Annotated in this window: 16 protein-coding genes; 8 read left to right on the top strand and 8 right to left on the bottom strand. The window is 71.7% G+C overall.

Annotated features, from left to right (window positions below; genetic code table 11):
- Positions 1-105: 105 nt before the first annotated feature.
- Both ACTU3I_RS14080 and ACTU3I_RS14075 read right to left on the bottom strand, forming a co-directional pair.
- Entirely contained in the window at positions 106-882 is a 777-nt protein-coding gene (locus ACTU3I_RS14080) for a DNA-formamidopyrimidine glycosylase family protein (RefSeq protein ID WP_442926317.1), read from the bottom strand.
- Positions 875-5,506 (bottom strand): DNA glycosylase AlkZ-like family protein, encoded by a 4,632-nt coding sequence (locus tag ACTU3I_RS14075; RefSeq protein ID WP_442926316.1) that lies wholly within the window; start codon positions 5,504-5,506, stop codon positions 875-877. The genes ACTU3I_RS14080 and ACTU3I_RS14075 overlap by 8 nt, the downstream gene beginning before the upstream one ends.
- A gap of 125 nt (positions 5,507-5,631) precedes the next feature.
- Here ACTU3I_RS14075 and ACTU3I_RS14070 point away from each other — a divergent pair, with 125 nt between their 5' ends.
- Positions 5,632-7,239: a sensor histidine kinase gene (locus ACTU3I_RS14070; protein ID WP_442926315.1), complete on the top strand. Its 1,608-nt coding sequence runs from the start codon at positions 5,632-5,634 to the stop codon at positions 7,237-7,239.
- 4 nt (positions 7,240-7,243) lie between these two features.
- Here ACTU3I_RS14070 and ACTU3I_RS14065 read toward each other — a convergent pair whose 3' ends face one another.
- The gene (locus ACTU3I_RS14065; RefSeq protein ID WP_442926314.1) at positions 7,244-8,914 is read right to left on the bottom strand and encodes an ABC-F family ATP-binding cassette domain-containing protein; all 1,671 of its coding nucleotides are present in this window, start codon (positions 8,912-8,914) and stop codon (positions 7,244-7,246) included.
- 259 nt (positions 8,915-9,173) lie between these two features.
- On the opposite strand from ACTU3I_RS14065, the gene ACTU3I_RS14060 reads away from it, so the two are divergent.
- Positions 9,174-11,321 (top strand): thioester domain-containing protein, encoded by a 2,148-nt coding sequence (locus tag ACTU3I_RS14060; protein WP_442926313.1) that lies wholly within the window; start codon positions 9,174-9,176, stop codon positions 11,319-11,321.
- A 110-nt stretch (positions 11,322-11,431) separates the two neighbouring features.
- Here the strand turns inward: ACTU3I_RS14060 and ACTU3I_RS14055 are convergent, their stop codons facing one another.
- Positions 11,432-12,085, bottom strand: coding sequence for an alpha/beta hydrolase (locus tag ACTU3I_RS14055; protein WP_442926312.1), 654 nt, complete (start codon positions 12,083-12,085; stop codon positions 11,432-11,434).
- 84 nt (positions 12,086-12,169) lie between these two features.
- Between ACTU3I_RS14055 and ACTU3I_RS14050 the strand changes: the two genes are divergently transcribed.
- Both ACTU3I_RS14050 and ACTU3I_RS14045 read left to right on the top strand, forming a co-directional pair.
- Positions 12,170-12,787 carry an NUDIX hydrolase family protein gene (locus ACTU3I_RS14050; protein WP_442926311.1) on the top strand — a complete coding sequence of 206 codons (618 nt, stop codon included), beginning with the start codon at positions 12,170-12,172 and terminating at the stop codon, positions 12,785-12,787.
- Positions 12,788-12,847: 60 nt separating this feature from the next.
- Positions 12,848-14,767: a M3 family metallopeptidase gene (locus tag ACTU3I_RS14045; RefSeq protein WP_442926310.1), complete on the top strand. Its 1,920-nt coding sequence runs from the start codon at positions 12,848-12,850 to the stop codon at positions 14,765-14,767.
- A 1-nt stretch (position 14,768) separates the two neighbouring features.
- On the opposite strand, the gene ACTU3I_RS14040 is transcribed toward ACTU3I_RS14045, so the two are convergent.
- Positions 14,769-15,776 (bottom strand): LacI family DNA-binding transcriptional regulator, encoded by a 1,008-nt coding sequence (locus ACTU3I_RS14040; protein WP_442926309.1) that lies wholly within the window; start codon positions 15,774-15,776, stop codon positions 14,769-14,771.
- Between the two features lie 147 nt (positions 15,777-15,923).
- On the opposite strand from ACTU3I_RS14040, the gene mmsA reads away from it, so the two are divergent.
- Genes mmsA through ACTU3I_RS14025 form a run of 3 tightly spaced genes read left to right on the top strand, consistent with a single transcriptional unit; the run spans position 15,924 to position 19,979 of the window.
- Positions 15,924-17,477, top strand: a complete 1,554-nt coding sequence (gene mmsA, locus ACTU3I_RS14035; RefSeq protein ID WP_442926308.1) for a multiple monosaccharide ABC transporter ATP-binding protein — start codon at positions 15,924-15,926, stop codon at positions 17,475-17,477.
- The gene (mmsB, locus tag ACTU3I_RS14030) at positions 17,474-18,814 is read left to right on the top strand and encodes a multiple monosaccharide ABC transporter permease (RefSeq protein ID WP_442926307.1); all 1,341 of its coding nucleotides are present in this window, start codon (positions 17,474-17,476) and stop codon (positions 18,812-18,814) included. The genes mmsA and mmsB overlap by 4 nt, the downstream gene beginning before the upstream one ends.
- A 49-nt stretch (positions 18,815-18,863) precedes the next feature.
- A complete protein-coding gene (locus ACTU3I_RS14025; protein WP_442926306.1) occupies positions 18,864-19,979 on the top strand; it encodes a substrate-binding domain-containing protein in 1,116 nt (371 codons plus the stop codon).
- Between the two features lie 196 nt (positions 19,980-20,175).
- On the opposite strand, the gene ACTU3I_RS14020 is transcribed toward ACTU3I_RS14025, so the two are convergent.
- Complete coding sequence (locus tag ACTU3I_RS14020; RefSeq protein WP_442926305.1) at positions 20,176-21,246, bottom strand: threonine aldolase family protein; 1,071 nt, start codon at positions 21,244-21,246, stop codon at positions 20,176-20,178.
- A 54-nt stretch (positions 21,247-21,300) separates the two neighbouring features.
- Between ACTU3I_RS14020 and ACTU3I_RS14015 the strand changes: the two genes are divergently transcribed.
- The gene (locus ACTU3I_RS14015) at positions 21,301-22,713 is read left to right on the top strand and encodes an MFS transporter (protein WP_442926304.1); all 1,413 of its coding nucleotides are present in this window, start codon (positions 21,301-21,303) and stop codon (positions 22,711-22,713) included.
- On the opposite strand, the gene ACTU3I_RS14010 is transcribed toward ACTU3I_RS14015, so the two are convergent.
- Both ACTU3I_RS14010 and ACTU3I_RS14005 read right to left on the bottom strand, forming a co-directional pair.
- A complete protein-coding gene (locus ACTU3I_RS14010; RefSeq protein WP_442926303.1) occupies positions 22,710-23,393 on the bottom strand; it encodes an SDR family NAD(P)-dependent oxidoreductase in 684 nt (227 codons plus the stop codon). The two genes, ACTU3I_RS14015 and ACTU3I_RS14010, sit on opposite strands and share 4 nt — an antisense overlap.
- 4 nt (positions 23,394-23,397) lie before the next feature.
- The gene (locus ACTU3I_RS14005) at positions 23,398-24,129 is read right to left on the bottom strand and encodes an NRDE family protein (protein ID WP_442926302.1); all 732 of its coding nucleotides are present in this window, start codon (positions 24,127-24,129) and stop codon (positions 23,398-23,400) included.
- Positions 24,130-24,156: the final 27 nt, after the last annotated feature.

Raw genomic sequence — 24,156 nt, 5'->3', positions numbered from 1 at the left:
TCGGTATCCTCCCCGCGACGGATGCCGCAGCGAGGCAAGACTCGACGATGCCCCCCATGCGGCGGCATCGACACCCGGTTGACACGGGCGTCCGGTGACAGAGGGTCAGCCGGCCTGGCAGACCGGGCACCAGAAGACGTTGCGCTCGCTGGTCGCCGACGCGCCGAGCGAGCCGGCGCGGATCCTCGTGCCGCAGCGACGACAGGGCTGCCCCTCCCGCCCGTACACCCATGTGCGCCGTCCCGGTCGGGCGTCGCCGGTGAAGGTGCGCTCACCCCGCGGCAGGTTGGCGCGGATCATGCGCGTCCCGACGTCGAGCAGGGCGGCCGCGTCGATCTCGGTGGCGGGGCGGGTCGGGGGGATGCCGCGGACGAAGAGCATCTCGTTGGCGTACTCGTTTCCGAAGCCGGCGACGTTGCGCTGATCCAGCAGCGCCACGTGCGCGGCGCGCGCGTCGGACCCCAGCCGCCGCGCCGCCTCGGCGCCGTCCCAGTCCGCCGCCAGCGGGTCGGGACCGAGGTGGCCCACGACCCGGTCCTCCTCCGCGGTGGGGAGCACCTCGACCAGAGCGAGATCGAAGCCCACGGTCTCGGCTCGGGCCGTGCCGACGATGGCGCGTGCCGAGTGCGCGGGCCGCCGCCACCGCTGTCCGGGGAGGTAGACGTCCCAGCGACCCTCCATCTTCAGGTGCGAGTGCAGCGTCCAGCGCCCGACCCGCTCCAGAAGGTGCTTCCCACGGGCGACCACGGCAGTGACGGTCTCTCCGCGCAGATCGGCGGCGGCGCTGCGCGGCACCCTGATGTCGAACCGCGTGACCTCCTGGCCTTCGAGGGCTCCGCGCAAGCGCTCGGCGGTGCGATAGACGGTGTCGCCCTCAGGCACGCGCTGCCTCGCGGAGCGTGTCACCGGCGGTGAGACGGCGAAGTGTGAGCCCGCGCGGCGATTCGACGAAGCCGGCGTCCCGCAGGGCGGCACCCACCGCCGTGCCGTAGACGAAGGCGCCGTTGACCTGCTCGATCGTGAGCGTGTCGAGCCGCCGTGCGCGTGCCGTCGCCGCCAGGTCACGGGTCGCCGCGCGCAGGCGCTCCTCGTCGTCGGTGAACGCGAGGGCCGATCGTCCGCCGCGCTCGAGGTAGAGCGTCAGCGACCCGTCGACGAGCACCACGAGGCCGCCGGCCTTGCGGCCCGGGCGGTGCGTCACTCCCTCCAGCGCGGGCCAGCCGAGCGCGGCGCCGTAGGGGTTCGCCGGATCGGTGGCGGCCAGCGTCACGGCGCGCAGCGGGGCCGGGTCGGGGAGACCCGCGAACTCGCGCAGCCGGTCGACGGTCGTGGAGGCGGCGAACTGCGCTGCTCCGAGCTTTTCGATGACGTAGCCGCGGCGGCAGTGGCCAGCCTCCTCGAACCCCGAAAGGATGCGGTACACCTGGGCGAATCCGCCCGGGACGCCCTCCGACTGCACCGCGCCGCGCGTGACCACGCCGTAGCGGTCGAGGAGGAGGCTGGCCGACGCGGTGGCACGGAGGGTGGCATCCGGCTCCGCCGTCGGCAGCAGCGACCACCGACCGCCCAGGGCCGGGGGGCGGGGCGGGGCGGATGTGCGCGGCAGGGTCGCGGAACGGTACAGCCGCGCGCGGGGGGCGCGGCGCGCCGTGCGGTGGGCCTGCCCGCCGCCGCCGACCAGGGTGCGCACCGGGGCGAAGGTGTCGTTGGTGACGCGCCCCGCCCACGTGAGCGCCCACAGCGCCTCGATGACCGACTGCTCGTTCTCGGCGTCGGCGAGCTGGCGCAGCTGCGCGGCGAAGTACGCACCGCCCCCCTCGAGCGCGGTGACGAGGCGTGCCTCGAGAGACCCGGGGGCCAGCTCGTCCTCCGGCGCGGCCAGGGTGAGGGGCGCAGCGTCGGCGGGGTGCAGCGCGATCCACCCGTCGCGGCCGGGGAGAGTGCCCGACCCCGACCAGATGACCTCGCCGGTGGCGGTGAGCTCGTCCAGCATGGCGGGGCTGTACCCGCTCACGCGGGACGGGAGGATGAGCGACTCCCACGCGCTGGCGGGGATCGGCACCCCCGCGAGCTGTTCGACCACGGCGGCGACGCCGTCGACACCCTCGAGAGGTCGCGTGACGTGCTGCCACACCGGCAGGAAGCGCGCGTAGGCCTCGGGAGGGACCGGCTCGACGCTCCCGCGGATCGCCGCGAGGGAGCGCATCCGCAGGCGGCGGAGCACCTCGGTGTCGCACCACTCGGTGTCATCCCCCGGCCCGGTTCCGGCGCTTGCCGGCGGGTCGCTCGCGGGGGCGGGGAGGAAGAAGCCGCTCGACACCCGCCCCTGCGCCTCGAGCCGTTGCAGCGTCAATCGCGCGACGGCCACGCCGATCCCGAACCGATCCGCGACGGCGTCCGCCGTAAAGGGCCCGTGCGTGCGGGCGTGGCGTGCGACGAGGTCGCCGAGCGGATCGGCCACCGGCTCGAGGAACGCGTGGGGGAGTCCGACGGGAAGCGCCGCCCCGAGGGCGTCGCGCAGGCGCCCGGCGTCTTCGATGACGGCGACGCGCGGAACCCCGGCCACCGTCACGGCGATCGCGCGCCGATCGGAGATCAGCTGATCCAGATGCGCCGTGGCGTCGGCGAGCACGTCGGAGCCGGGCTCGCTGGACGGCTCGAGGCGCTCGGCCACCTCGGCCGCATCCATCGGGCCGAGCATCCGCAGCAGATCGGCGACCCCCTCCACGCCGCGCGCCCGGCGCTCGGGGTCGAGGCGCTGCACCTCGCGCACGAACTGCGCGATCACGTCGGGGTCGAGGAGCTCACGCATCTCGACCTTGCCGAGCAGCTCGCTCAGCAGCGCAGGGTCGACCGACAGCGCCGCGGCGCGACGCTCGGCCAGCGGCGAGTCGCCCTCGTACATGAAGGCGCCGACGTATCCGAACAACAGGTCGCGCGCGTACGGCGACGGGGAGGACGTGGTCGTCTCGACCAGCCGGATGCGGCGCTCGCCGATGCCGCGGGCGATCCGCAGCAGCGCGGGAAGGTCGTAGACGTCCTGCAGCACCTCGCGGAGGGTCTCGAGGATGATGGGGAAGGTCGGATGGCGCCGCGCGACCTCCAGCAGCTGCGCCGAGCGCTGCCGCTGCTGCCACAGCGGCGATCGGCGGTTCGGATTCAGGCGGGGGAGGAGGAGTGCGCGCGCCGCGCACTCCCGGAACCGGGAGGCGAACAGCGCCGACCCGCCGACCTCGTCGGTGACGATCTGCTCCAGCTCGTCGGGTTCGAAGACGAACAGGTCGGCGCCGGGAGGCTCCGCCGTCGCATCCGGGACCCGCGCGATGATGCCGTCGTCGCTCGCGACGGCCGCGCCCTCCACGCCGAGCCGCTCGCGGATGCGCGCGTTGACCGCGAGCGCCCACGGCGAATGCACCTGCAGGCCGTAGGGCGAGTGGAGGATGACGCGCCAGTCACCGACCTCGTCGCGGGAGCGCTCGACGGTGAGGGTGCGGTCGGTGGGGAGCGTGCCGGTGGCCTCACGCTGCTCCGCGAGGTAGGACAGCAGGTTCGCCACGGCGTTGTCGTCGAGTCCCGAGTCGCGCAGCCGTGCCTGGGCCTTGGCGCCGTCGGCGGTGGACAGGTCGCGGGAGAACTTCCCCAGCGCCTCGCCGAGCTCCGCCGGGCGGCCGATGCCGTCGCCATGCCAGAACGGCACCTTGCCGGGCTGCCCGAACGCCGGCAGCACATTGACGCGGTCGTGCGTGATCTCCACGATGCGCCAGCTGGTGGTGCCGAGGGTGAACACGTCGTTCACGCGCGACTCGTAGACCATCTCCTCGTCGAGCTCGCCGACGCGGGCGTTCTGCGACTCGCCCGCCACGAAGACGCCGAACAGGCCGCGGTCGGGGATCGTGCCGCCGCTGGTGACCGCGATGCGCTGCGCGCCGGGCCGCCCGGTGAGGGTTCCCGCATCGCGGTCCCACACCACGCGGGGGCGGAGCTCGGCGAACTCGTCGGAGGGGTAGCGCCCGGCGAGCAGGTCGAGCGTCGCCTCGTAGGCGGAGCGGGGGAGCGAACGGAACGGCGCGCTGCGCTTGACGGCTTCGAACCACTCCTCGACGTCGATCGGACCCCGCGCGCACGCGGCGACGGTCTGCTGGGCGAGGATGTCGAGCGGGTTCTGCGGCACGGAGATCGCCTCGATCTGGCCCGCCAGCATCCGCTCGGTGACGATGGCGGTGTGGAGCACGTCGCTGCGGTGCTTCGGGAAGAGCGCGGCTCGGCTCACCTCGCCGACCTGGTGGCCGGCGCGGCCGACCCGCTGGAGACCGGATGCGGCGCTGGGCGGCGCCTCGACCTGGATGACGAGGTCGACGGCACCCATGTCGATGCCGAGCTCCAGGCTGCTCGTCGCCACGACGCAGCGCAGGGTGCCCGACTTGAGCTCGTCTTCGACCAGCGCGCGCTGCTCCTTGGACACCGACCCGTGATGCGCCTTGGCGAGGACGGCGTCGTCGGCTCCGGTGCGTTCGGCGTAGATCTCGTTCAAGCGACCGGTGAGGCGCTCGGCGAGGCGACGGGAGTTGGAGAAGACGATCGTCGAGCGGTGCTGCAGGATGCGATCGACGATCGCCTCTTCCACGTGCGGCCACACCGACCCGGTCATCTCGGTGTTCTCGGCGTACCACTCGGCGTCGCCTTCGCCGGCGGGCGGCTCGGCGCCCGGGGCCGGCGGGGGGTGGAGCATGTCGTCGACGGGGACGACGACGCTCAGTTCGAAGGCCTTCGTCGCGCGCGGGGCGACGATGTCGACGGGCTGGGAGCCGCCGAGGAATCGGGCGACCTCGTCGATCGGGCGGACGGTGGCCGACAGGCCGATGCGCTGCGCCGGCGCGACGTCGGGGGCGAAGCTCTGCCGCAGCGCGTCGAGCCGTTCGAGGCTGACGGCGAGATGGGCGCCCCGCTTGGTGGCCGCGACGGCGTGCACCTCGTCGACGATGACGGTGTGCACGTCGCGGAGCGTGTCGCCGGCCTGGCTCGTGAGCATCAGGTACAGCGACTCGGGCGTGGTGATGAGGATGTCGGGCGGCTCGGTGACGAGCTTGCGCCGATCCGATGACGTGGTGTCGCCGGAGCGGACCCCGACCGTCACCCCCGGCACCTCGATCCCGAGCCGGCGCGCGGATTGCCCGATGCCCACCAGCGGGGATCGGAGGTTGCGCTCGACATCGACGCCGAGAGCCTTGAGGGGCGAGATGTAGAGGATGCGCGTCGAGCCGCGCGGCGCGGTGCGGCGACCCCGCTCCGGTGCCGGGGCATCCGGTGCCTTGTCGTGGAAGACCCGGTCCAGCGCCCAGAGGAAGGCCGACAACGTCTTACCCGAGCCGGTCGGCGCGACCACGAGGGCATGGCGCCCCGCGGAGATCGCCTCCCAGGCGCCGATCTGCGCGTCGGTGGGTGCGGCGAACGCACTGCGGAACCAGTCCTGCGTGGCAGGACCGAACCGGTCGAGGACGGCGTCCATCCCCCCATCTTCCCCCGGGCCTCCGACATCGCGGCGGGCTTGACCGCGTCGCCGCCCGCGCGTCCGTATCCCGCCCGCCGCGTCGCGGGATATAGGTTCGTCCTCACTAGGATTCGGGGTCCGCCATGGCCAGAGTGCTCGAGGGAGAGCAGCGCCCGCGCTGGGCGCTGTTCCTGCGCTCGCAGGCCCCGTTGGCCGCCGCGGTCCTCATCCTGCTGCTGGTGGCCGCCGCCTTCGGCGTCGACCTTTCCGCGCACCTCGGGTCGCTCGTGCTCGCCACGGGGATCCTCGGGGCGACGACCCTCGCCGCGCTCGTCGTTCCGTGGGAGCGGCTTCCCACGCGCAGCCAGGGCATCATGGCGGTCCTCGATCTCGTCGGGGTGACGGTGCTGGCCGCCGCGCTGCACGACGACATCCCCACGGCCAGCATGCTCGCCGCTTTCCCCGTCATCTGGCTCGCGGTGATCGGCGGCTTCGTGGGGGCGGGGGTCGGGATCGTCGCGGGGTACATCGCGGCGATCGTGCCGCTGATGTACGCGCACACACCGCCGTCCCCGGCGGCATGGACGTCCGCTCTGCTGCCGCCGGTGATCGTGTCGGTGCTGGCGGGCGTCGCCGTGATCCTGGTGCGCCGGATCCAGCGCTCCAACGAACGCACGCGGCAGGCGATGGAGCAGCGCAACGCCGCCGCTGCCGAGTCGGAGCGCATCGGCGCGGTCATGCGCTCGTTCTCGGACGAGATCGATCTGGGGATGGTCTTCCTCGACGCCGACGGCGCTCCGCCGATGTTCAACAAGCCGATCGTCGCGTTCGGCGAGATGGCGCACTACGACGATCTCAGCGGCGGGGGCAGGCTCGTCTTCGAGGACGACCAGGTGACGCCCATGCCCGCCGATCAGCAACCGGTCGCGCGACTGCGACGGGGCGAGGCCGTGCAGGACCTCCTCCACTGGGTGGGCCCGCGCGGGCGGCAGCGCGCGCTCCTGGCGAACGGCCGCATCGTCCATCGCAGCGACGGACGCGTGGCCGGGTCGATGCTCATCGTGCAGGACATCACCGATCCGCTCCGCGCCGAGCGCACGCGCGAGGACGCCCTCGCCACGCTCGCCCACGAGCTTCGCACGCCGCTGACCTCGATCGTCGGATACGCCGAACTCCTGAGCGCCGACCCGCTTCCGCCGGCCGCATCTACCCGCGTCGATGTCATCGCCCGCAACGCCGAGCATCTCCTCGCGATGACGTCGGCATTCCTGGACGGACTGCATCGCCCGCCCGAGGTGCAGCGGGTGCAGGTGGCGGTGCGGGAGCTGATCGAGGAGACGCTCGACGTGCTCCTGACCACGCCGGGCTTCGCCGAGCGCGAGGTGTCGGTCGAGGTGACCGACGACCTCGCGGTGGTCGCCGATCCCGGAGGGCTTCGGACGGTGCTCAACAGCCTGCTGCACAACGCGGCGAAGTTCTCGCGCGCGGGCGACACCATCCGCATCAGTGCAGACGTGGACGGCGACACGGCGTGGCTGACGGTGCGAAACAGCGGATCCGTCATCGACGCCGAGGACCTGGAGCGGATCTTCGATCGGTTCTACCGCGGCCGCAATGCGCAGCGCGATGCCGTCCCGGGCACGGGTATCGGCCTGTCGGTCAGCCGCGAGATCATGGTCGCCCACGGCGGCACGCTGACAGCGGAGCCGGCCGACGACGGCGCATGCTTCCGCCTCACCCTCCCCGCCTAGGCCGTCACCGCTGGCTCATCCCGTTCCGATCGATCTCGAGCGTGAGGTCCGGTCGGAGGCGGTGGAGGAATGCGTCGTCGTGGCTCACGACGAGCACCGCGCCGCGATACGCGTCCACGGCCTCGACGAGCCGGTCGACGGTCTCGAGGTCGAGGTTGTTCGTCGGCTCGTCCAGGATCAGCAGCTGCGGCGGCGGATCGGCCAGGAGCAGTCGGGACAGGGCGACGCGGAAGCGCTCGCCGCCCGACAGGGTCGCGACGGCGCGATCGACGGTGTCGCCGCGGAGGAGGAACCGTGCCAGGCGGTTGCGCAGCTCGGCGATCGGGAGGCCAGGCGCCGCCGCCCGCACGTTCGCCAGGACCGACGCGTGCTCGTCGAGGCCGTCGACCCGCTGCGGCAGGTACGCCACGCGGTCGGTGAAGAGCTCCCCGCGTACCGTACCCGGCCCGAGCGGTGCGCTCGCGCCGGCCATGCGCGCAATCCCGGGGTCGGAAGGAGCGCCCGCATCCGCGGAGACGGAGCACGGTCCGCCCGAAGCGCGCACCAGCGACTGCAGGAGCGTCGTCTTCCCGGCGCCGTTGGCTCCCACGAGTGCGACCCGCTCAGGGCCCTGCACCACCCACGTGCGCTCGCCGCTGCCGAGGCTCAGGATGCGCCGCGACGGCGCGACCCGAGGATCGGGAAGGTCGATCCGGAGCGTTTCGTCGTTGCGCACACGGCGCTCGGCGACCTCCAGCGCCGCGCGGGCGGCCGACTCCTTGCCGAGGACCTCCGATCGCAGCCGCCCCGCCGCCACCTGGGCCGCGCGCTTTCGGGCGCCCGCGATGATGCCCGGCACGCGCTTCTCCGTCTGAGCCTTGTGCCCCACCTGCGCGCGGCGGGCGAGCTTGTGCTCGGCCTCGATGCGCTCGCGCTTCTCGCGGCGGACGACCTGGACGGCCGCGCGCTCGGCCTGGCGAGCCGCATCCTGCTCCGTCTCCAGCCACGCTCGCCACGCCGAATAGGGTCCTCCGAAGACCGAGAGCTCGTCGGCGTAGAGCTCGGCGGTGTCGTCCATCAGCTCGAGAAGCGACACGTCATGACTGACGACGATCAGCGCCCCACGCCACGTGCGCACGGCCTCGGCCAGCCGAGCGCGGGCGGGGCCGTCGAGGTTGTTCGTCGGCTCGTCCAGGAGGGTGATGGGCGCCTCGGCGAGACGGATGCCGGCGATCGCGGCCAGGATCGACTCTCCGCCGGAGAGCGAGCCGATGTCGCGATCGAGCGCATCCGGCGGCAGGCCGGCCTCGGCGAGCGCGGCGACGGCCCGCGCCTCGATGTCCCACGCGTCCCCGACGGCGTCGAAGTGCCGCGGGTCGGGGTCGCCCGACTCGATGGCGCGGACCGCCGCGAGAGGCGCGGCGACGCCGAGGAGCTCCGCCACCGGCCGATCCACATCGAGTGTCAACCGCTGCGGCAGATAGGCGATGTCGCCGCCGCGCGTGATCGCGCCGCTGCTCGGGCGGAGCTCCCCCGTGATCAGGCGCAACAGCGTGGACTTGCCGGAGCCGTTGCGGCCGACCAGTCCGGTACGACCGGCCCCGAACGCGCCGGAGACGCTCCGCAGCGCGGGGGTGCCGTCATCCCACGTGAAGGAGACGGCGTCGAGGATGAGAGAAGGGGCGAGGGCGGGCATGGAGCCTCCGATCAGTGGGATGCACTGAAACCGGACGCGGCCGCTGCCTGGAGCAGGCGGGCAGGTCTACCGAGCTACGGCGGGTCGACGGTTCAGCGCGCGGATGCGGGCGCGAAAGCGTCGACGATCTTCACCGGAGGGTTCCTCACACTCGGGACAGGACTCCGCCACGATAGGGCTCCGGATGCAGCGCCGCAACCCCGCATCTGGCAGAGTGGCGCTGATGGGCCCGAGGGTGGGCATGTCAGCGAGGGGAATCGTGTCGACATCATCCGTCCGCCGCGTGGTCGCGGCGGTGCTCACCACGATCGCCGTGACCGCGTCCGCGCTCGTCGCCGCGCCGGCCTTCGCCGCGCCCGACCTCGACGGCGTCGCCGGCGCCGCACCGGGAGTGACCACCGAGGCGACGATCGTCGAGATGCGCCTGACGAGCGGCCTGTTCGGCGGCGACGTCGCCTCCGCGACGCCGCAGACGCCCTACCCCAGCGGCGGGCTGACGAATCAGCGGAGCGTGACCACCGCGCAGATCGTGCTGGACGATCCGAACGCTGCGGGCCGTCAGGATCTCGTCACCTACTGCATCGACCTCGGCACCGAGACCGAGGTAGGCGTGCACTACGAGCTGGGCGACTGGTCGACCGAGATCCTGCCACCCGACGCGCAGCCTTACGTGCAGTGGATCCTCACGAACTACTTCCCCCAGGTCCCGACCGCGCCGGCGGGGACGGACGCCGAGAAGGTGCGCGCCGTGCAGGGCGCGCTGTGGTACTTCACGGATCAGTTCGTCGTGTCGCGCTTCTACCCCGAGGAGCGCGCGGCGGTGAAGGCGATCGTCGATGCGGCGCAGGCCGCGGTCGCCGGAGGAGCCCCGCCCACCCCGTCGCTTCCGACCCTCACAGTCGACCCGGCTTCCCGGGAGGGCGCGGTCCCGGGCGAGCTGATCGGCCCGTTCGTCGTGGGCGGCAGCGTCGCGCAGTCCACGATCGACATCTTCGACGGCGCGGAGGTGTTCTCCGCCGACGATCCGGCACTGCCGGTGGCCGACGGCGCCACGATCTCGTCGGGGACGAGCCTGTGGGTGAGGTACGACCCCGACATCGCCCCGGACGGATTCGCGGTGTCGGCTGCGCCCACGGTCGTCGCGGGGAACGTCTTCGTCTACGACCAGGGCAACCCGCCTCGCACGACCGCGCAGAAGCTGGTCCTGGCCGCCCCGGCGGTCGTCCCGCTGCGCGCGAGCGGCGAGGTCGTCCCTGCGCCCGTCACGACCGGCACGCTGACCGTCGACCTCACCGTGGACGGCGCCGCCGCCGGCCGACAGGGCGCGATCGATCTCCTCGCGACCTGCACGCTCGGCGGGGACACGCACGCCTTCCCGGCCACGGTTCCCGCGGGCGTCACCGGCAGCCACCAGGTGGCGACCATCCCGAACCTCCCGGCGGGCACGGACTGCGTGCTGACGCAGCCGGATGCCGGGGAGAATGCCTTCGCCACCCTCTCGGGTCCACCGGCGATCACGCAGCCGTCTCCGATCGTGGCGGGCGGCACGTCCGCCGGTTCTGTCGTCGACACCTACGTCGCGCCCGTCGTGACGGGGTCGCTCGAGGTCTCCGCGACGTTCCAGGGTGCGGCGGCCGGCGATCAGTCCGACATCCAGCTGGTCGTGACGTGCAGCGACCCCTCCACCACGTTCAGCCGGGTGCTCACCGGCGGGGCGGGGGCCACCGGCACCGTCGTGCTCGGCGCGGTCTCCGACATCCCGGTGGGAACCTCGTGCGCCGCCGTGCAGACAGCCGACGGGAGCAACGCGGATGCCGCGCTGCAGTCATCCGCGTTCGTCCCGCCGGGTCCCGTCGTCATCGCCGCCGGCGCGAACGCGCTGGCGATCGTGGACACCTACGCCGTCCCCGTGCCGGCCACCGGGACGCTGCGCATCGACGCGAGGATCACCGGGGCGGCAGCGGGACAGCAGTCCGCGGTCTCGCTCGCGGTGAGCTGCACGGTGGACGGCGCGACCACCCCGTACGCCGCGTCAGTTCCGGCGGGGACGACCGGCTCGATCGTCGCCGCCACCTTCCCGAGCGTGGAGGCCGAGAGCGTCTGCACGCTCGCGCAGACCACCGACGGCGCGAACGCGCGCGCCGTGCTCTCGTCGTCCTCCGTCACGCCTCCCTCGACCGTCGTGCCCCCGGGCGGCCTTGCCGCGCTCGCGCTGGCGAACGCCTACGCGCTGCCCGCTCCTCCGCCGACGCCCACTCCCACCCCGACACCCACCTCGACGCCCGCGCCGCTGCCGCCCACCGGTGGTGCCGACCTCACCGCCTGGGGCGTGGGCGGGTTCGCGCTGCTGATCGCGGGCGCGCTCGCCGTACTCGTGTCGCTCCGGGTTCGCCGCCGCTCGCTCTGAACTCCGCACAACGGCGGAGATGATGCGCGACATGCCGGCCGGCGGGCGGATGCGGCGGCGTGTCGGCGCGGGTCTCCGCCGTTGTGCGCCGCGCCGGAGGCCGCGCCGCCTCAGGCCAGGTCGTCGAGGCGCTTGTCGAGGAACGTGCGGACGTCTCGCAGCTCGTCCTCCGACACGCTGTGCGTGAGGCCGGGGTAGACACGGCCGCTGAGATCGGCATGGCGGGGGAGCCAGTCGACGGTGTGGGCGACGAGCGGCTCCGGGATGACCTCGTCGTGCGTGCCGCGGCCCCAGAAGACCGGTGGCCGGCGCTGCGCGAGGGCGGCGTCGCCGTGCACCGCGCCCGGCGCGACATAGCCGGAGAGGTTGACGGCGAAAGCGAAGCGCTCCGGCGCGAGCCGCAGCGCCTGCAGCGCCACCGCGGCCCCCTGGGAGAAGCCGAGCAGTCCGACGTGCGGTGCCGGCGGCGCAGCATCCAGCCAGGCCAGCAGCCCTTCCGCAGCCGCGGTCACGGCGGCCGAGTCGCGGCCGTTCAGCCCGTCGATCGCGTACCAGGAGTAGCCGGGTGCCGGCCACGGCGGCGTCAACGGCGCCCGGACGGCGGCGACGGCGAACGCCTCGGGGAGGCGTGGGGCGAGTCCGAACAGGTCGCGCTCATCGGCGCCGTAGCCGTGCAGCAGCACCAGGAGCGGCCGACCCGCGCGCTCGTCCGGCGATGCGGACCACAGGACGAGATCGGGATCGATGCGCGGTGCGTCGGGCATATCGCCATCCTTCCAGGCCACCGGGCTCGCGGCGACGCCGCATTCGATCGGGCGAGATCGCCCCGCGTCGGTTATACAGGGAGCATGCCCGTGCGCACCCCCGACCCCGAACCCGCCGACGACGGCGACGAGCGCCGCCCGCCGCTGGGCGCCCCCTTCGAGACGTCGTCGCCCGAGGCGTCGGCCAACCCCGGCTGGCTCAGCGACGTCGAGCTCGCGGAGGCGCGACGGCGGATGCCGATGCTGTATGTCGAAGCGGTACCGGTCCGCACCGACGGCATGGGAACGGTCGTCCAGGTCGGCATCCTGTTGCGCGCGACGCCCGTGGGGGAGATGACCCGCACGATCGTGTCGGGGCGCGTGCGCTACGGCGAGACGGTGCGCGACGCGCTCTTCCGCCACCTCGAGAACGACCTGGGCCCGATGGCGTTCCCCACCCTCCCGCCGCAGCCGACGCCCTTCACGGTCGCCGAGTACTTCCCGATCCCCGGCGTGAGCGCCTTCCATGACGACCGCCAGCACGCGGTCTCCCTCGCCTTCGTCGTGCCCGTGACCGGCACGTGCGAGCCGCGCCAGGACGCGCTCGAGGTCACCTGGCTCTCACCGGAGGAGGCCGCATCCGACGCTCTCGCCGCCGAGATGGAGGGCGGCCGCGGAACTCTCGTGCGTCTCGCGCTGGCCAGCGTCGGCGCCCTGCGCTGAGGGTCCGCTGAGCCCTGTGCCGGCCTCCGGAGGAGGCCCCCCCGGTTCTAGGCTCGGGGGATGAGCACCCCGGATCCCCTCCCCCTGCCGACCGACCCGGACGGCTGGCTCGCGTTCGTCTCGGAGCGCCCCACCGACCGCATCGCGACCGTCCGGCAGGTTGACGCGCGCCTCACCGCAGGAACCGCCCGAACGGCGAGGGAGCGGTTGGCGCTGTGGAACGACGCCGAGATCGCCCTCCGGGAGGCGCTGAACGAGGCGTATCTGCTGAGTGAGGCGCATCCCTCGGCGGACGTACGCGCGACGGCCGAGACCCGGGCCAGCGAGGTCGAGGCGTTCGCGGCGTCCCGCCTCCTCGACCGCAGGCTGTGGGCCGCGTTCTCCGACCTCACCGAAGACGATCTCGCCGACGATGAGATGCGGATGCTGCGGCACATCCGTCGTGACTTCCGCCGCGGCGGCGTCGACCTCGACGACGCGGGACGGGAGAGGGTACGCATCCTGGCGGAGCGCGACACCGAGCTGTCGCTGGCGTTCGCCCGCAACATCCGCGAGGGGCGGCGGGAGATCCGGGTGCCGCCGTCGGGTCTGGCCGGCCTGCCCGACGACTTTCTCGCGTCCCACCCCGCCGGGGAAGACGGCTCGGTGCTGTTGACGACCGAGTACACCGATCTCATGCCGGTTCGGGAATATGCGCGGGATCGAGACACGCGCACCGCCCTCGTCGCCGCCTACAATGATCTCGCCTGGCCCCAGAACGAGGAGATCCTCGCCGAGCTGCTCACCGTCCGCGCGGAGCGGGCGCGCCTGCTGGGTTTTCCGGACTGGGCCGACTACGAGGCCCAGGTCCGGATGATCGGGGCGGGCGATCGCGTCCCGAGCTTCCTGGCAAGCCTGGACGAGGCTTCGGCCGAGGCGGCCGCCCGGGAGTACGCGCGGCTGCTCCAGCGTCTGCGGCAGGACGTGCCCGACGCGGAACACGTCAGCATCGCCGACTTCTGGTACCTGCTCGCGACCCTCAAGCGCGAGGAGTTCGACGTCGACGCCCAGGAGGTGCGTTCGTACTTCGCGTTCGAGCGCGTGCTGCCCGGAGTGCTGGCGACCACGGCGCGACTCCTCGACGTGGAGTACCTCCCGGTCGACGCGCCGTCCTGGCATCCGGATGTGCGCACCTACGACGTGCGGCGCGCGGGCGTCCGTCTCGGCCGCATCCACCTCGACCTGCACCCCCGGGACGGCAAGTACAACCACGCGGCCTGCTTCCCGCTCGCGCCCGGCGTGCGGGGGCGCGTTCTCCCCGAGGCGGTGCTGCTGTGCAACTTCTCCCGCGGGCTGCTCGAGCACGATGAGGTCGTGACCTTCTTCCACGAGTTCGGCCACCTCGTGCACGCGATCCTCGGCGGCGACCAGCCGTGGGCTCGTTTCAGCGGTTTCGAGACCGAGTGGGACTTCGTCGAGGCGCCCAGCCAGCTGCTCGAGGAGTGGGCCTGGGATGCGGGGGCGCTGGCGTCGTTCGCGACGAACGAGCGGGGCGAGGCGATCCCTCCCGACCTGGTGGCCCGCATGCGCCGCGCCGACGCGTTCGGAAGAGCCCTCGAGGTGCGCCGTCAGCTCGGCCACTCCACGGTGTCGTACCGCTTGCATGTCGACCGTCCGGGAGACCTGCAGAGCGCCGTCGAACGCTGGTACGCGCGCTCCTCGCCCGTGAAGCCGCTCCCCGGGCTCCACCCCTACGCGGGATTCGGTCACCTCACCGGCTACGGGGCGAGCTATTACACGTACCAGTGGAGTCTCGTCATCGCGCGCGATCTGCTCTCGGTGTTCGAGGCGAACGGGCTCTCCGACCCGGATGCCGCCCTCCGCTACCGCACCCGCATCCTCGAGCCGGGCGGCAGCCGCGATGCGGACGAGCTCGTGACCGACTTCCTCGGGCGGCCGTTCTCGTTCGACGCCTATGCCGGATGGCTCGCCGGACGCTGAGTCACGACGGCGGGCGCTCGCCCGACCCGCGGTGCACCAGGTGGGTCGGGATCTCGATCTCCCGCGCGCGCCCGGAGGGCTCGGCGATCCGGTCGATCGCCAGCCGCGCGGCGGCGCGGCCGAGCGCGGAGGCGTCGTACGACACCACCGAGACCCCGAGCATCTCCGCGAGCTCGAAGTCGTCGAAGCCGATGACCGCCGTCGACGCGCCGGTGTCGCGGAGTGCGCGCAGCACGGCGGCGGTCGCGCGGTTGTTGCCGGTGACGATCGCCGTCGGCGGCTCAGCGGCTCCCAGCAGGCCGCGCACGACGTCTCTCGTGATGCTCGTCGGGTCGTCGCTGAGCCGCTCCCAGCGCGCGGTGTCGGTCACGCCGACCTCCGCCAGCGCCTGCCGGTAGCCGGCGAGGCGCTCCTGCACCGTGTAGACCGCCGCCGGATTCGCGACGAACGCGATACGACGATGGCCCCGCGCGACGAGGGAGCGCACGGCCTCCGCCATGCCGGTGCGGTTGCTGAGCACGACGGTGTCGGCGACGAGATCGCCCAGGGGCCGGTCGACGCCGATGACGGGCGTGCCCAGCTGACGCTCGCCGTCGAGGTACGACTGGTCGTCGGCGACGGGGATCAGCAGCAGCGCCCGAACCCGCTGCGCCAGCAGCACGTCGATGACGCGCCGCTCCGTCGCGGGGGAGTCGTCGGTCGTTGCGAGCAGCATCGTGTAGCCGTGCTGCGCGAGCTCCTGCTCGATGCCCGCGGCGACGGCGAAGTAGAACGGGTTCTGCATGTCGCCGATGATGAACGCGACAGTGCTCGTGACGCCGCCTCGGCGGAGGTTGCGCGCGAGGGCGTTCGGCCGGAAACGCAGGCGGGATGCGGCGGAGAGCACCCGCTCCTTCGTCTCCGGGGCGACCTGCGAGGAGTCGGCGAACACGCGGGAGACGGTCTTCGCGCTGACTCCTGCCAGACGCGCGACATCTTCGATGGTGGCTCTCGCCGTCGGCGTGCTCATGTGTCCCTCACTGTGACAACGTGAGACACGATAGCGCCTCCCTCGCCCGTTGCACGATCGTGACTTCCCTCCGACTTCCCCAATACGCCGAACCGGCGTATAGTCGCCACTCGCCATGACAACGTTGACATTCACTGGACACGCGCGATGACCGCCGCATCCGCACCGCTGCTGGAGATGCGCAACATCACCAAGCGCTTCCCCGGGGTGATCGCCCTCTCCGACGTCTCGCTGTCGGTGCGCGCGGGCGAGATCCACGCGATCTGCGGCGAGAACGGCGCCGGCAAGTCCACCCTGATGAAAGTGCTCTCCGGCGTGTATCCGTACGGCTCGTACGAGGGCGACATCGTCTTCGACGGCGCACCGGTGCAGTTTCGGGACGTCCGGGCGAGCGAGCACGCCGGCATCGCGATCATCCACCAGGAACTGGCGCTGATCCCCGAGCTGTCCATCGCCGAGAACATCTTCGTCGGCAACGAGGTGTCGCGTTTCGGCCGCATCGACTGGGACGCCGCGCGGGCACGCGCTCGCGAGCTGCTTCAGCGCGTCGGTCTGCACGACGACCCCGCCACGCCCATCAAGCAGCTCGGCGTGGGCAAGCAGCAGCTCGTCGAGATCGCCAAGGCGCTGTCCAAGAACGTGAGGCTGCTGATCCTCGACGAGCCGACGGCAGCCCTCAACGAGACCGACTCGCAGCACCTCCTGGGGCTCATCACCGACCTGCGCGACCGCGGCGTGACCTCGATCATCATCAGCCACAAGCTCAACGAGATCGAACAGATCGCCGACTCCATCACGATCATCCGCGACGGCAAGACGATCGAGACGCTGGACGTGCATGCCGGCGGCGTCGACGAGGACCGCATCATCCGCGGCATGGTCGGCCGATCGCTGGAGAACCGGTTCCCGCCGCGCGAGGCGCAGATCGGCGAGGTGTTCTTCGAGGTCCGCGATTGGACGGTGCGCCACCCGCAGGACCCGGAACGCCTCGTGGCGAAGGGTTCGAACCTGACCGTGCGCCGAGGCGAGGTCGTGGGGCTCGCCGGCCTCATGGGCGCCGGGCGCACCGAGCTCGCCATGAGCCTGTTCGGCCGCTCCTACGGCGTCTACGAGTCGGGGCAGATCCTCATCGACGGCAGGCCCGTCTCGATCAAGGACGTCCCCTCGGCCATCTCGCACGGCATGGCCTACGTGAGCGAGGACCGCAAGGTGCTCGGGCTGAACCTGCTCGACACGATCCGCCGATCGGTGGTCTCGGCGAAGCTGCGCAAGATCGCGCCGCGCGGGGTGCTGCACAAGGACGAGGAGCGCTCCGTCGCCGAGGAGTACCGCAAGCGGCTGCGCATCAAGACGGGCGACGTCGACAACGGCGTCTCCAAGCTCTCCGGGGGTAACCAGCAGAAGGTGGTGCTCGCGAAGTGGATGTTCACCGACCCCGATCTGCTGATCCTCGACGAGCCGACGCGCGGCATCGACGTCGGTGCCAAGTACGAGATCTACACGATCATCAACGACCTGGCCTCGCAGGGGAAGGGCGTGCTGCTGATCTCCAGCGAGCTGCCCGAGCTCCTCGGCATGGCCGACCGGATCTACACCGTGTTCGAGGGGCGCATCACGGATGAGATCCCCGCCGCACAGGCGACGCCGGAGGAGCTGATGCGCAGCATGACCGCCGACCGAGGAAAGAGAGTGTCCGCATGAGCCAGGCTCAGACCACCCCCCGACGCAGGGGAGGCTTCGCCGACATCCGGAAGGCCTTCGGCGGTGGAACGTCGAGCGCTCGTCAGCTGGGCATCCTCGGCGCACTCGTCGTGATCGTGCTGTTCTTCCAGTTCACGACCAACGGCCTGACGCTCTCCTCGATCAACCTCATCAACGTCATCAACCAGTACTCCTACATCCTGATCCTGGCGATCGGCATGGTGATGGTCATCATCATGGGCCACATCGACCTGTCGGTGGGATCGGTGGCGGCGTTCGTCGGGATCGTCGTGGCGAAGTCCATGGCCGACTGGAACCTTCCCTGGCCGCTGGCGATCGTGCTGGGTCTGGTCGTCGGCGCTCTGATCGGCGCGTGGCAGGGGTTCTGGGTGGCCTACGTCGGTGTGCCGGCCTTCATCGTGACCCTCGCCGGGATGCTGATCTTCCGCGGGGCGAACCAGGTCGTCGGTCAGTCGACGACCCTCGCCGTCCCGCAGGAGTTCACGGTGATCGGCGCGGGGTACGTGCCGGAGCTGCCTCTCGCCGTGCCGTTCAACGTGCTCACCCTCCTTCTCGGCGTCGTGGGCGCCGCCTGGATCGTGGTGAACGAACTGCGGCTGCGCGCCCGCCAGCGGCGGACCGGCGCCGAGACGGCGCCCGGGTGGGTCTCGGCGGTGAAGGTCGTCGTCCTCGGCGGCGTGATCCTCGCGGCCGCCTGGCAGTTCGCGACCGGCCGCCCCGGCACGGGTTTCCCGATCTCCGGGGTGATCCTGCTGGTGCTCGTGATCGTCTATTCGTTCATCACCAACAACACCACGTTCGGTCGTCGCATCTACGCGGTCGGCGGCAACCGGCTCGCCGCGACCCTCTCGGGCGTGAAGGACCGGCGCGTCGACTTCTTCGTGATGATGAACATGTCGGTCCTGGCCGCCCTCGCCGGCATGATCTTCGTCGCACGGTCCGGTGCGTCCGGGCCGCAGGACGGCAACGGCTGGGAGCTCGATGCGATCGCCGCGGTGTTCATCGGCGGCGCGGCGGTATCGGGCGGCATCGGCACGGTCATCGGCGCGATCGTCGGTGGCCTGGTGATGGCCTTCCTCACCAACGGCCTGCAGCTGACCGGTGTCGACGCCGACTGGCAGTCGATCATCAAGGGTCTGGTGCTGCTCATCGCGGTCGGTGTCGACGTGCTCAGCAAGATGAGCGGTCGCCCCTCCATCATCGGGATCTGGTCGTCGCGGCGACGCGCGCGCATGGAGCCCCTCGATCCTCCGGCAGTCGTACCGACTGCGGGAACCAATGAGACGAGTCAGCCCGTCGACGCGAGCCGTCAGTGACGACCCCGCGGGCCGATTCGTCTCCGCACCGAAAGAAAGAGATTCATCCATGAAGAAGATCGCTCTCGCAGCGACTGCCCTCGCGGCCGTCGCCGCGCTGGCTCTGTCGGGGTGCTCGAACGCGCGCACCGACGCCGGCGGGGACTCCTCCGACGCGGCCGGCTTCGCCGCCGACGCGACCATCGGCGTGGCCCTTCCGGACAAGACCAGCGAGAACTGGGTGCTCGCCGGTGACCTGTTCACCGAGGGGCTCGAAGAGGCCGGCTTCAAGGCCGACGTGCAGTACGCCCCGGCGTCGAACACCGTCGCCGAGCAGCAGAACCAGATCTCGGCCATGATCACCAATGGCGCGAAGGTCATCGTGATCGGTGCCAAGGACGGCAAGCAGCTGGGTGCTCAGCTGCAGCAGGCCGCCGACGCGGGCGTCAAGATCATCGCCTACGACCGGCTCATCGAGAACACCGAGAACGTCGACTACTACGTCGCCTTCGACAACTTCAAGGTCGGCCAGCTCCAGGGCGAGGCCCTGCTGGCAGGGCTCGAGGAGCGCTCGGGCCACGGTGCGCCGTGGAACGTGGAGCTGTTCTCCGGATCGCCCGACGACGCGAACTCCGCGGTCTTCTTCAACGGCGCCATGGACGTGCTCCAGCCGAAGATCGACGACGGCACCCTCGTGGTGAAGTCGGGCCAGACCGAGATCGCGCAGACCGCGACCCAGGGCTGGGAGGCCGAGAACGCCCAGAGCCGCATGGACGCGATCATCACGTCGACCTACGGCACCGAGACCGTCGACGGCGTGCTGTCGCCGAACGACACGCTCGCCCGTGCCATCCTCACCTCGGTGAAGCAGGCCGGCAAGGACGTCTCGACCTTCACCGTCACCGGGCAGGACTCCGAGGTCGAGTCGGTGAAGTCGATCATGGCCGGCGAGCAGTACTCCACCATCAACAAGGACACGACGCTCCTCGTCGAGCAGACGATCAAGATGATCGAGCAGCTCCAGAAGGGCGAAGAGGCCGAGGTCAACGACACCGAGCAGTACGACAACGGCGTGAAGGTCGTCCCGGCGTACCTGCTCGATCCCGTCATCGTGACGAAGGAGAACGCGGCCGACGCCTACCAGAACGTCCCGAACCTCCTCGAGATCGTCGAGGCTGCCCAGTAGGCAGCCCCGTCGAAGGGCGCAAGCCAGAGCCCCAGCATCCGCCCGGATGCTGGGGCTCGCTCGCGTCCGGCGGGCCGCTCAGCCGTCGCGGTCACGAGCGGAGGGCATTTCACGAGCGGAGGGCGCGCGGGCCGCATCCGGCACTCCCGTGGTGAGATGCCCTCCCTCGGGGACGCCGTGGCAGCCAAATCGCGCGTCAGCCGCGCGAGGTCTCGCGGGCGATCGCGGCGACGAACGCGTCGATGTCGTCCTCGGTCGTGTCGAAGCTGCACATCCAGCGCACTTCGTTCTTCGCGGCGTCCCAGTCGTAGAAGCGGAAGCTCTCGCGCAGCCGGTCGGCGACGCCGTCCGGCACCGTCGCGAAGACGCCGTTGGCCTGGGTCGGCTGCGTGAAGCCGACACCGCGGATCGATCCGTCCGCGAGGCCCGCCTCGATCCCGGAGCGCAGGCGCTGCGCCATCGCGTTGGCGTGAGAGGCGTTGCGCAGCCACAGGTCGCCCTCGAGCAGCGCGATCAGCTGCGCCGAGACGAAGCGCATCTTGCTCGACAGCTGCATGTCGAGCTTGCGGAGGTAGGTGAGCCCCTCGGATGCTCCGGGGTTGAGCACGACGACGGCCTCGCCGATCATCGCGCCGTTCTTCGTGCCGCCGAAGCTCAGCACGTCGACGCCGACGTCGCGCGTGAAGGCGCGCAGCGGCACTCCGAGCGACGCGGCGGCGTTGGAGATGCGCGCGCCGTCGACGTGAAGGCGCATGCCGCGATCATGCACGTGCGCGGAGATGGTCCGCAGCTCCTCGACGCTGTAGAGCGTGCCGAGCTCGGTCGACTGGGTCAGCGAGACCACGAGCGGCTGCGCGCGGTGCTCGTCGCCCCAGCCCCACGCCTCGCGGTCGATCAGCTCCGGCGTGAGCTTGCCGTCGCCGGTGGGGACGTTCAGGATCTTGATGCCGCCGACCCGCTCCGGCGCGCCGCCCTCGTCGACGTTGATGTGGGCGGATGCGGCGGCGATCACCGCGCCCCAGCGCGGCAGCATCGACTGCAAACCGACCACGTTGGCGCCGGTGCCGTTGAACACGGGGTACGCCTCGACGCCCTCGCCGAGGTGCCCGGCGAACACCTCCTGCAGGCGCTCGGTGTAGACGTCTTCGCCGTAGGAAGTCTGGTGGCCGTCGTTCGCGGCGGCGATCGCGGCGAGGACGTCGGGATGGACGCCGGAATAGTTGTCGGACGCGAAGCCGCGGACGGCCGGATCATGCAGGGAGGTCACCCACTCAGCCTAAGACGGTGGCACCGTGTCGGCGGGCCGGGCTAGCCTGCCGGTATGTCCGCCGAGACGCCGCCCGCCGCGGCATCCGCCCCAGACGTGGCTCACCCCCCGCCGCCGCCTCACGGGATGCGTACCTTCGCGGGCGTGCTGGTCAACACCGCCGTCGCCAATCTCACCACGAGCTTCCTGTGGTGGGCTCTGACGTTCTGGGTGTACCTCGAGACCCGCTCGGTCCTGGCGACGGGCATCATCGGCGGCGCCTACATGCTGCTGCTGGCCGTGTTCGCGATGCTGTTCGGCTCCATCGTCGACCGCCACCGCAAGCACCGCGTCATGGTGGTCTCGAGCGTCGTCACCCTGTCGGCCTTCCTCGTCGCGGGCGGGCTCTACCTCGCGTTCCCCGAGAGCGCCCTCCTCGATCTCGGCGGTCCGTGGTTCTGGCTCTTCGCGGGCATCATCCTGGCGGGGGCGGTGGTGGAGAACATGCGCAACATCGCGCTGTCGACGACCGTGACGCTGCTGGTTCCCGTCGAACGCCACGCCAACGCCAACGGATACGTCGGGACGGTGCAGGGCATCGCCTTCGTGATCACGAGCGTCTTCAGCGGCCTCGCCGTCGGCCAGCTCGGGATGGGGTGGACGCTCGTCATCGCGATCGTGATGACGCTGCTCGCCTTCGGGCACCTGTTGACGCTGCGGATCCCCGAGCAGGTCCCGCAGGCGGGCGCCGACAGATCCGCGGCGTTCGACCTGCGGGGCAGCATCCGCGCCGTCCGTGCCGCGACGGGGCTGTTCGCCCTCATCATCTTCGGCACCTTCAACAACCTCATCGGCGGCGTCTACATGGCGCTCATGGACCCCTACGGTCTGACGCTCTTCAGCGTCGAGATCTGGGGCGTGGTGCTGGGGTTCGCCTCCACCGGCTTCATCCTCGGAGGTCTTCTCGTCGGCAAGCTGGGGCTCGGGCGCAACCCGATCCGCACTCTGCTGTTCCTCGTCGTCGCGATGGGGGTGCTCGGGGCGTTCTTCACGATCCGGGAATGGTGGTGGCTCTACGCCCTCGGCATCTGGCTCTTCATGGGCCTCAACCCCGCCGTCGAGGCGGCGGAACAGACGGTGATCCAGAAGGTCGTGCCGTTCCGCACGCAGGGCCGCGTCTTCGGCTTCGCGGCGGCATTCGAGTCGGCAGCGGCCCCCGTCACGTCATTCCTCATCGCCCCGATCGCGGAGTTCCTCATCATCCCGTATATGGAAGGCGAGGCGGGCCAGGCCGCGTGGGGCTGGGCGCTCGGCGAGGGCGACGCCCGCGGGATCGCGCTGGTGTTCCTCGTCGCCGGGCTGATCATGGTGGTGGTGGCGCTCCTGGCCTTCCTCACCCGCTCGTACCGGGTCCTCTCGGAGCAGTACCGCACATCGCACGCCAACGACGACGTGGCCGCGACCGCGTCCGTCGACGCCGAGGCCTAGGCGCTGATCTCCACCACGACGTCGTTCCAGTCCTCGGCGGGGTCGTCCCACAGTGCGACGAACGCGTCGGCGAGCGCGTCCTCGAGCCCCGCGAGCGTACCCACGCGGAAGATGACAGCCGCGCCGGAGAGCGCCGACCCTCCGTCGCGTGCCGTCTTGGCGAACCCCTGCCCCACCGCGCGCGTCCACGCTTCGCTCGCGGCCTTCACCGCCGCGTAGTTCGCCCCGCCGGCGAGGGGATGGGCGACGGCCGTCGACGACACGATCGCGAGCCGGCCCGCGGCGGAGGACCGCAGGTCGGCGTCGAAGGCGCGCGAGACGTGCCGGAGTGACGTGAAGGAGGACTCCAGCGCGCGGTAGTCCGCATCCGTCTGCCCCGCCAGCCCGCCGCCCCCGCGCCACCCGCCCACCAGGTGGAGCACGCCGTCGACGGGCCCGGCGCTGTCGTGCACGCGGTCAGCGAGCGCGGCGACCTCGGCCTCGTCGGTGAGGTCGCACTCCTCGGTGAGGATCCCCGGATGCTCCGTCGCGAGGGCGTCGAGCTTCGCGCGGCTGCGCCCGGCCACCACCACACGGGCGCCGGCGTCGAGCAGGGCGCCGGCGGCGGACGCCCCCGCCGTGCTGGTGCCGCCGGAGAGGAGGACAAGGCGCCCGTCGACGGGGCGCGCATCGTAAGTCATGCCGTCAGTGTAGGTGCGCGCCCTGCGGGGGCTGGAGGGACAGCGCATTCCAGTGCCCGGGCTCGGCCAGCTCGCTGTACTCGAGGTCGATCCCCGCCGGCGACACGGATGCGGCGCACACGAGCAGTGACAGCGTCGGCACGCCGTACGGCCGGTTGTCGCGCACGATCGCGCGGACGTCGGTGGGCTCCAGCTCGGCGGTGCGGGCGAGGAGGCCGAGCCACGGGGCCCACCACGGCCGCTCGCCGGCGTCATCCGTGCTCGCGGCGGCGAACTCCTCGCGCCAGCGTGCGATGCGGGGAGTCGCGGGGTCGTCGACGTCGTCGTGCGCGATCATGTGCACTCCGGGGTCGAGGCGCGTCAGACGCACCGCGGTGCCCTCCCACGACGTCACGTGCGTCCCGCCCGCGTCCACGGTCACGAGGTTGAACCCGTTCGTGAGCGGCGCCGTGGGGAGGCGCCCGTCAACCGCGTCGAGCACGACGGCGCCGCGCGATGCGGTCGCGCCCGGCACGTCGTGGCGGTTGAGGATCACGGCGAGGCGCCGGTCGGCGGAGTCGGCCGCGAGCCAGGCCCCGCCCGCGCGGGCGTCGCGCACGCCGACCACACCGGGGTGGGTGTCGGGCCACCAGGGTCCCGGCGGGTCCCACGCGCGGCCCGGGTCCTCGTCGCGCACGGCCAGGAGCCGCGTCGGGGCCGTCGGATCGTCGGGCACGCGAACGATCACCGTGCACATGGGCTGATTCCTTCCGCCTCCGCCCAT

This window comes from Microbacterium sp. RD1 (genome assembly GCF_052220165.1).
In the GTDB taxonomy this organism is placed as follows: domain Bacteria; phylum Actinomycetota; class Actinomycetes; order Actinomycetales; family Microbacteriaceae; genus Microbacterium.
This window is presented reverse-complemented; position numbering and strand designations above follow the sequence as displayed.

Coding starts and splice junctions, on each gene's coding strand:
- ACTU3I_RS14075 (WP_442926316.1), bottom strand. CDS start 5,506: ATGGACGCCGTCCTCGACCGGTTCGGTCCTGCCACGCAGGACTGGTTC.
- ACTU3I_RS14070 (WP_442926315.1), top strand. CDS start 5,632: ATGGCCAGAGTGCTCGAGGGAGAGCAGCGCCCGCGCTGGGCGCTGTTC.
- ACTU3I_RS14065 (WP_442926314.1), bottom strand. CDS start 8,914: ATGCCCGCCCTCGCCCCTTCTCTCATCCTCGACGCCGTCTCCTTCACG.
- ACTU3I_RS14055 (WP_442926312.1), bottom strand. CDS start 12,085: ATGCCCGACGCACCGCGCATCGATCCCGATCTCGTCCTGTGGTCCGCA.
- ACTU3I_RS14050 (WP_442926311.1), top strand. CDS start 12,170: ATGCCCGTGCGCACCCCCGACCCCGAACCCGCCGACGACGGCGACGAG.
- ACTU3I_RS14045 (WP_442926310.1), top strand. CDS start 12,848: ATGAGCACCCCGGATCCCCTCCCCCTGCCGACCGACCCGGACGGCTGG.
- ACTU3I_RS14040 (WP_442926309.1), bottom strand. CDS start 15,776: ATGAGCACGCCGACGGCGAGAGCCACCATCGAAGATGTCGCGCGTCTG.
- mmsA (WP_442926308.1), top strand. CDS start 15,924: ATGACCGCCGCATCCGCACCGCTGCTGGAGATGCGCAACATCACCAAG.
- mmsB (WP_442926307.1), top strand. CDS start 17,474: ATGAGCCAGGCTCAGACCACCCCCCGACGCAGGGGAGGCTTCGCCGAC.
- ACTU3I_RS14025 (WP_442926306.1), top strand. CDS start 18,864: ATGAAGAAGATCGCTCTCGCAGCGACTGCCCTCGCGGCCGTCGCCGCG.
- ACTU3I_RS14015 (WP_442926304.1), top strand. CDS start 21,301: ATGTCCGCCGAGACGCCGCCCGCCGCGGCATCCGCCCCAGACGTGGCT.
- ACTU3I_RS14010 (WP_442926303.1), bottom strand. CDS start 23,393: ATGACTTACGATGCGCGCCCCGTCGACGGGCGCCTTGTCCTCCTCTCC.
- ACTU3I_RS14005 (WP_442926302.1), bottom strand. CDS start 24,129: ATGTGCACGGTGATCGTTCGCGTGCCCGACGATCCGACGGCCCCGACG.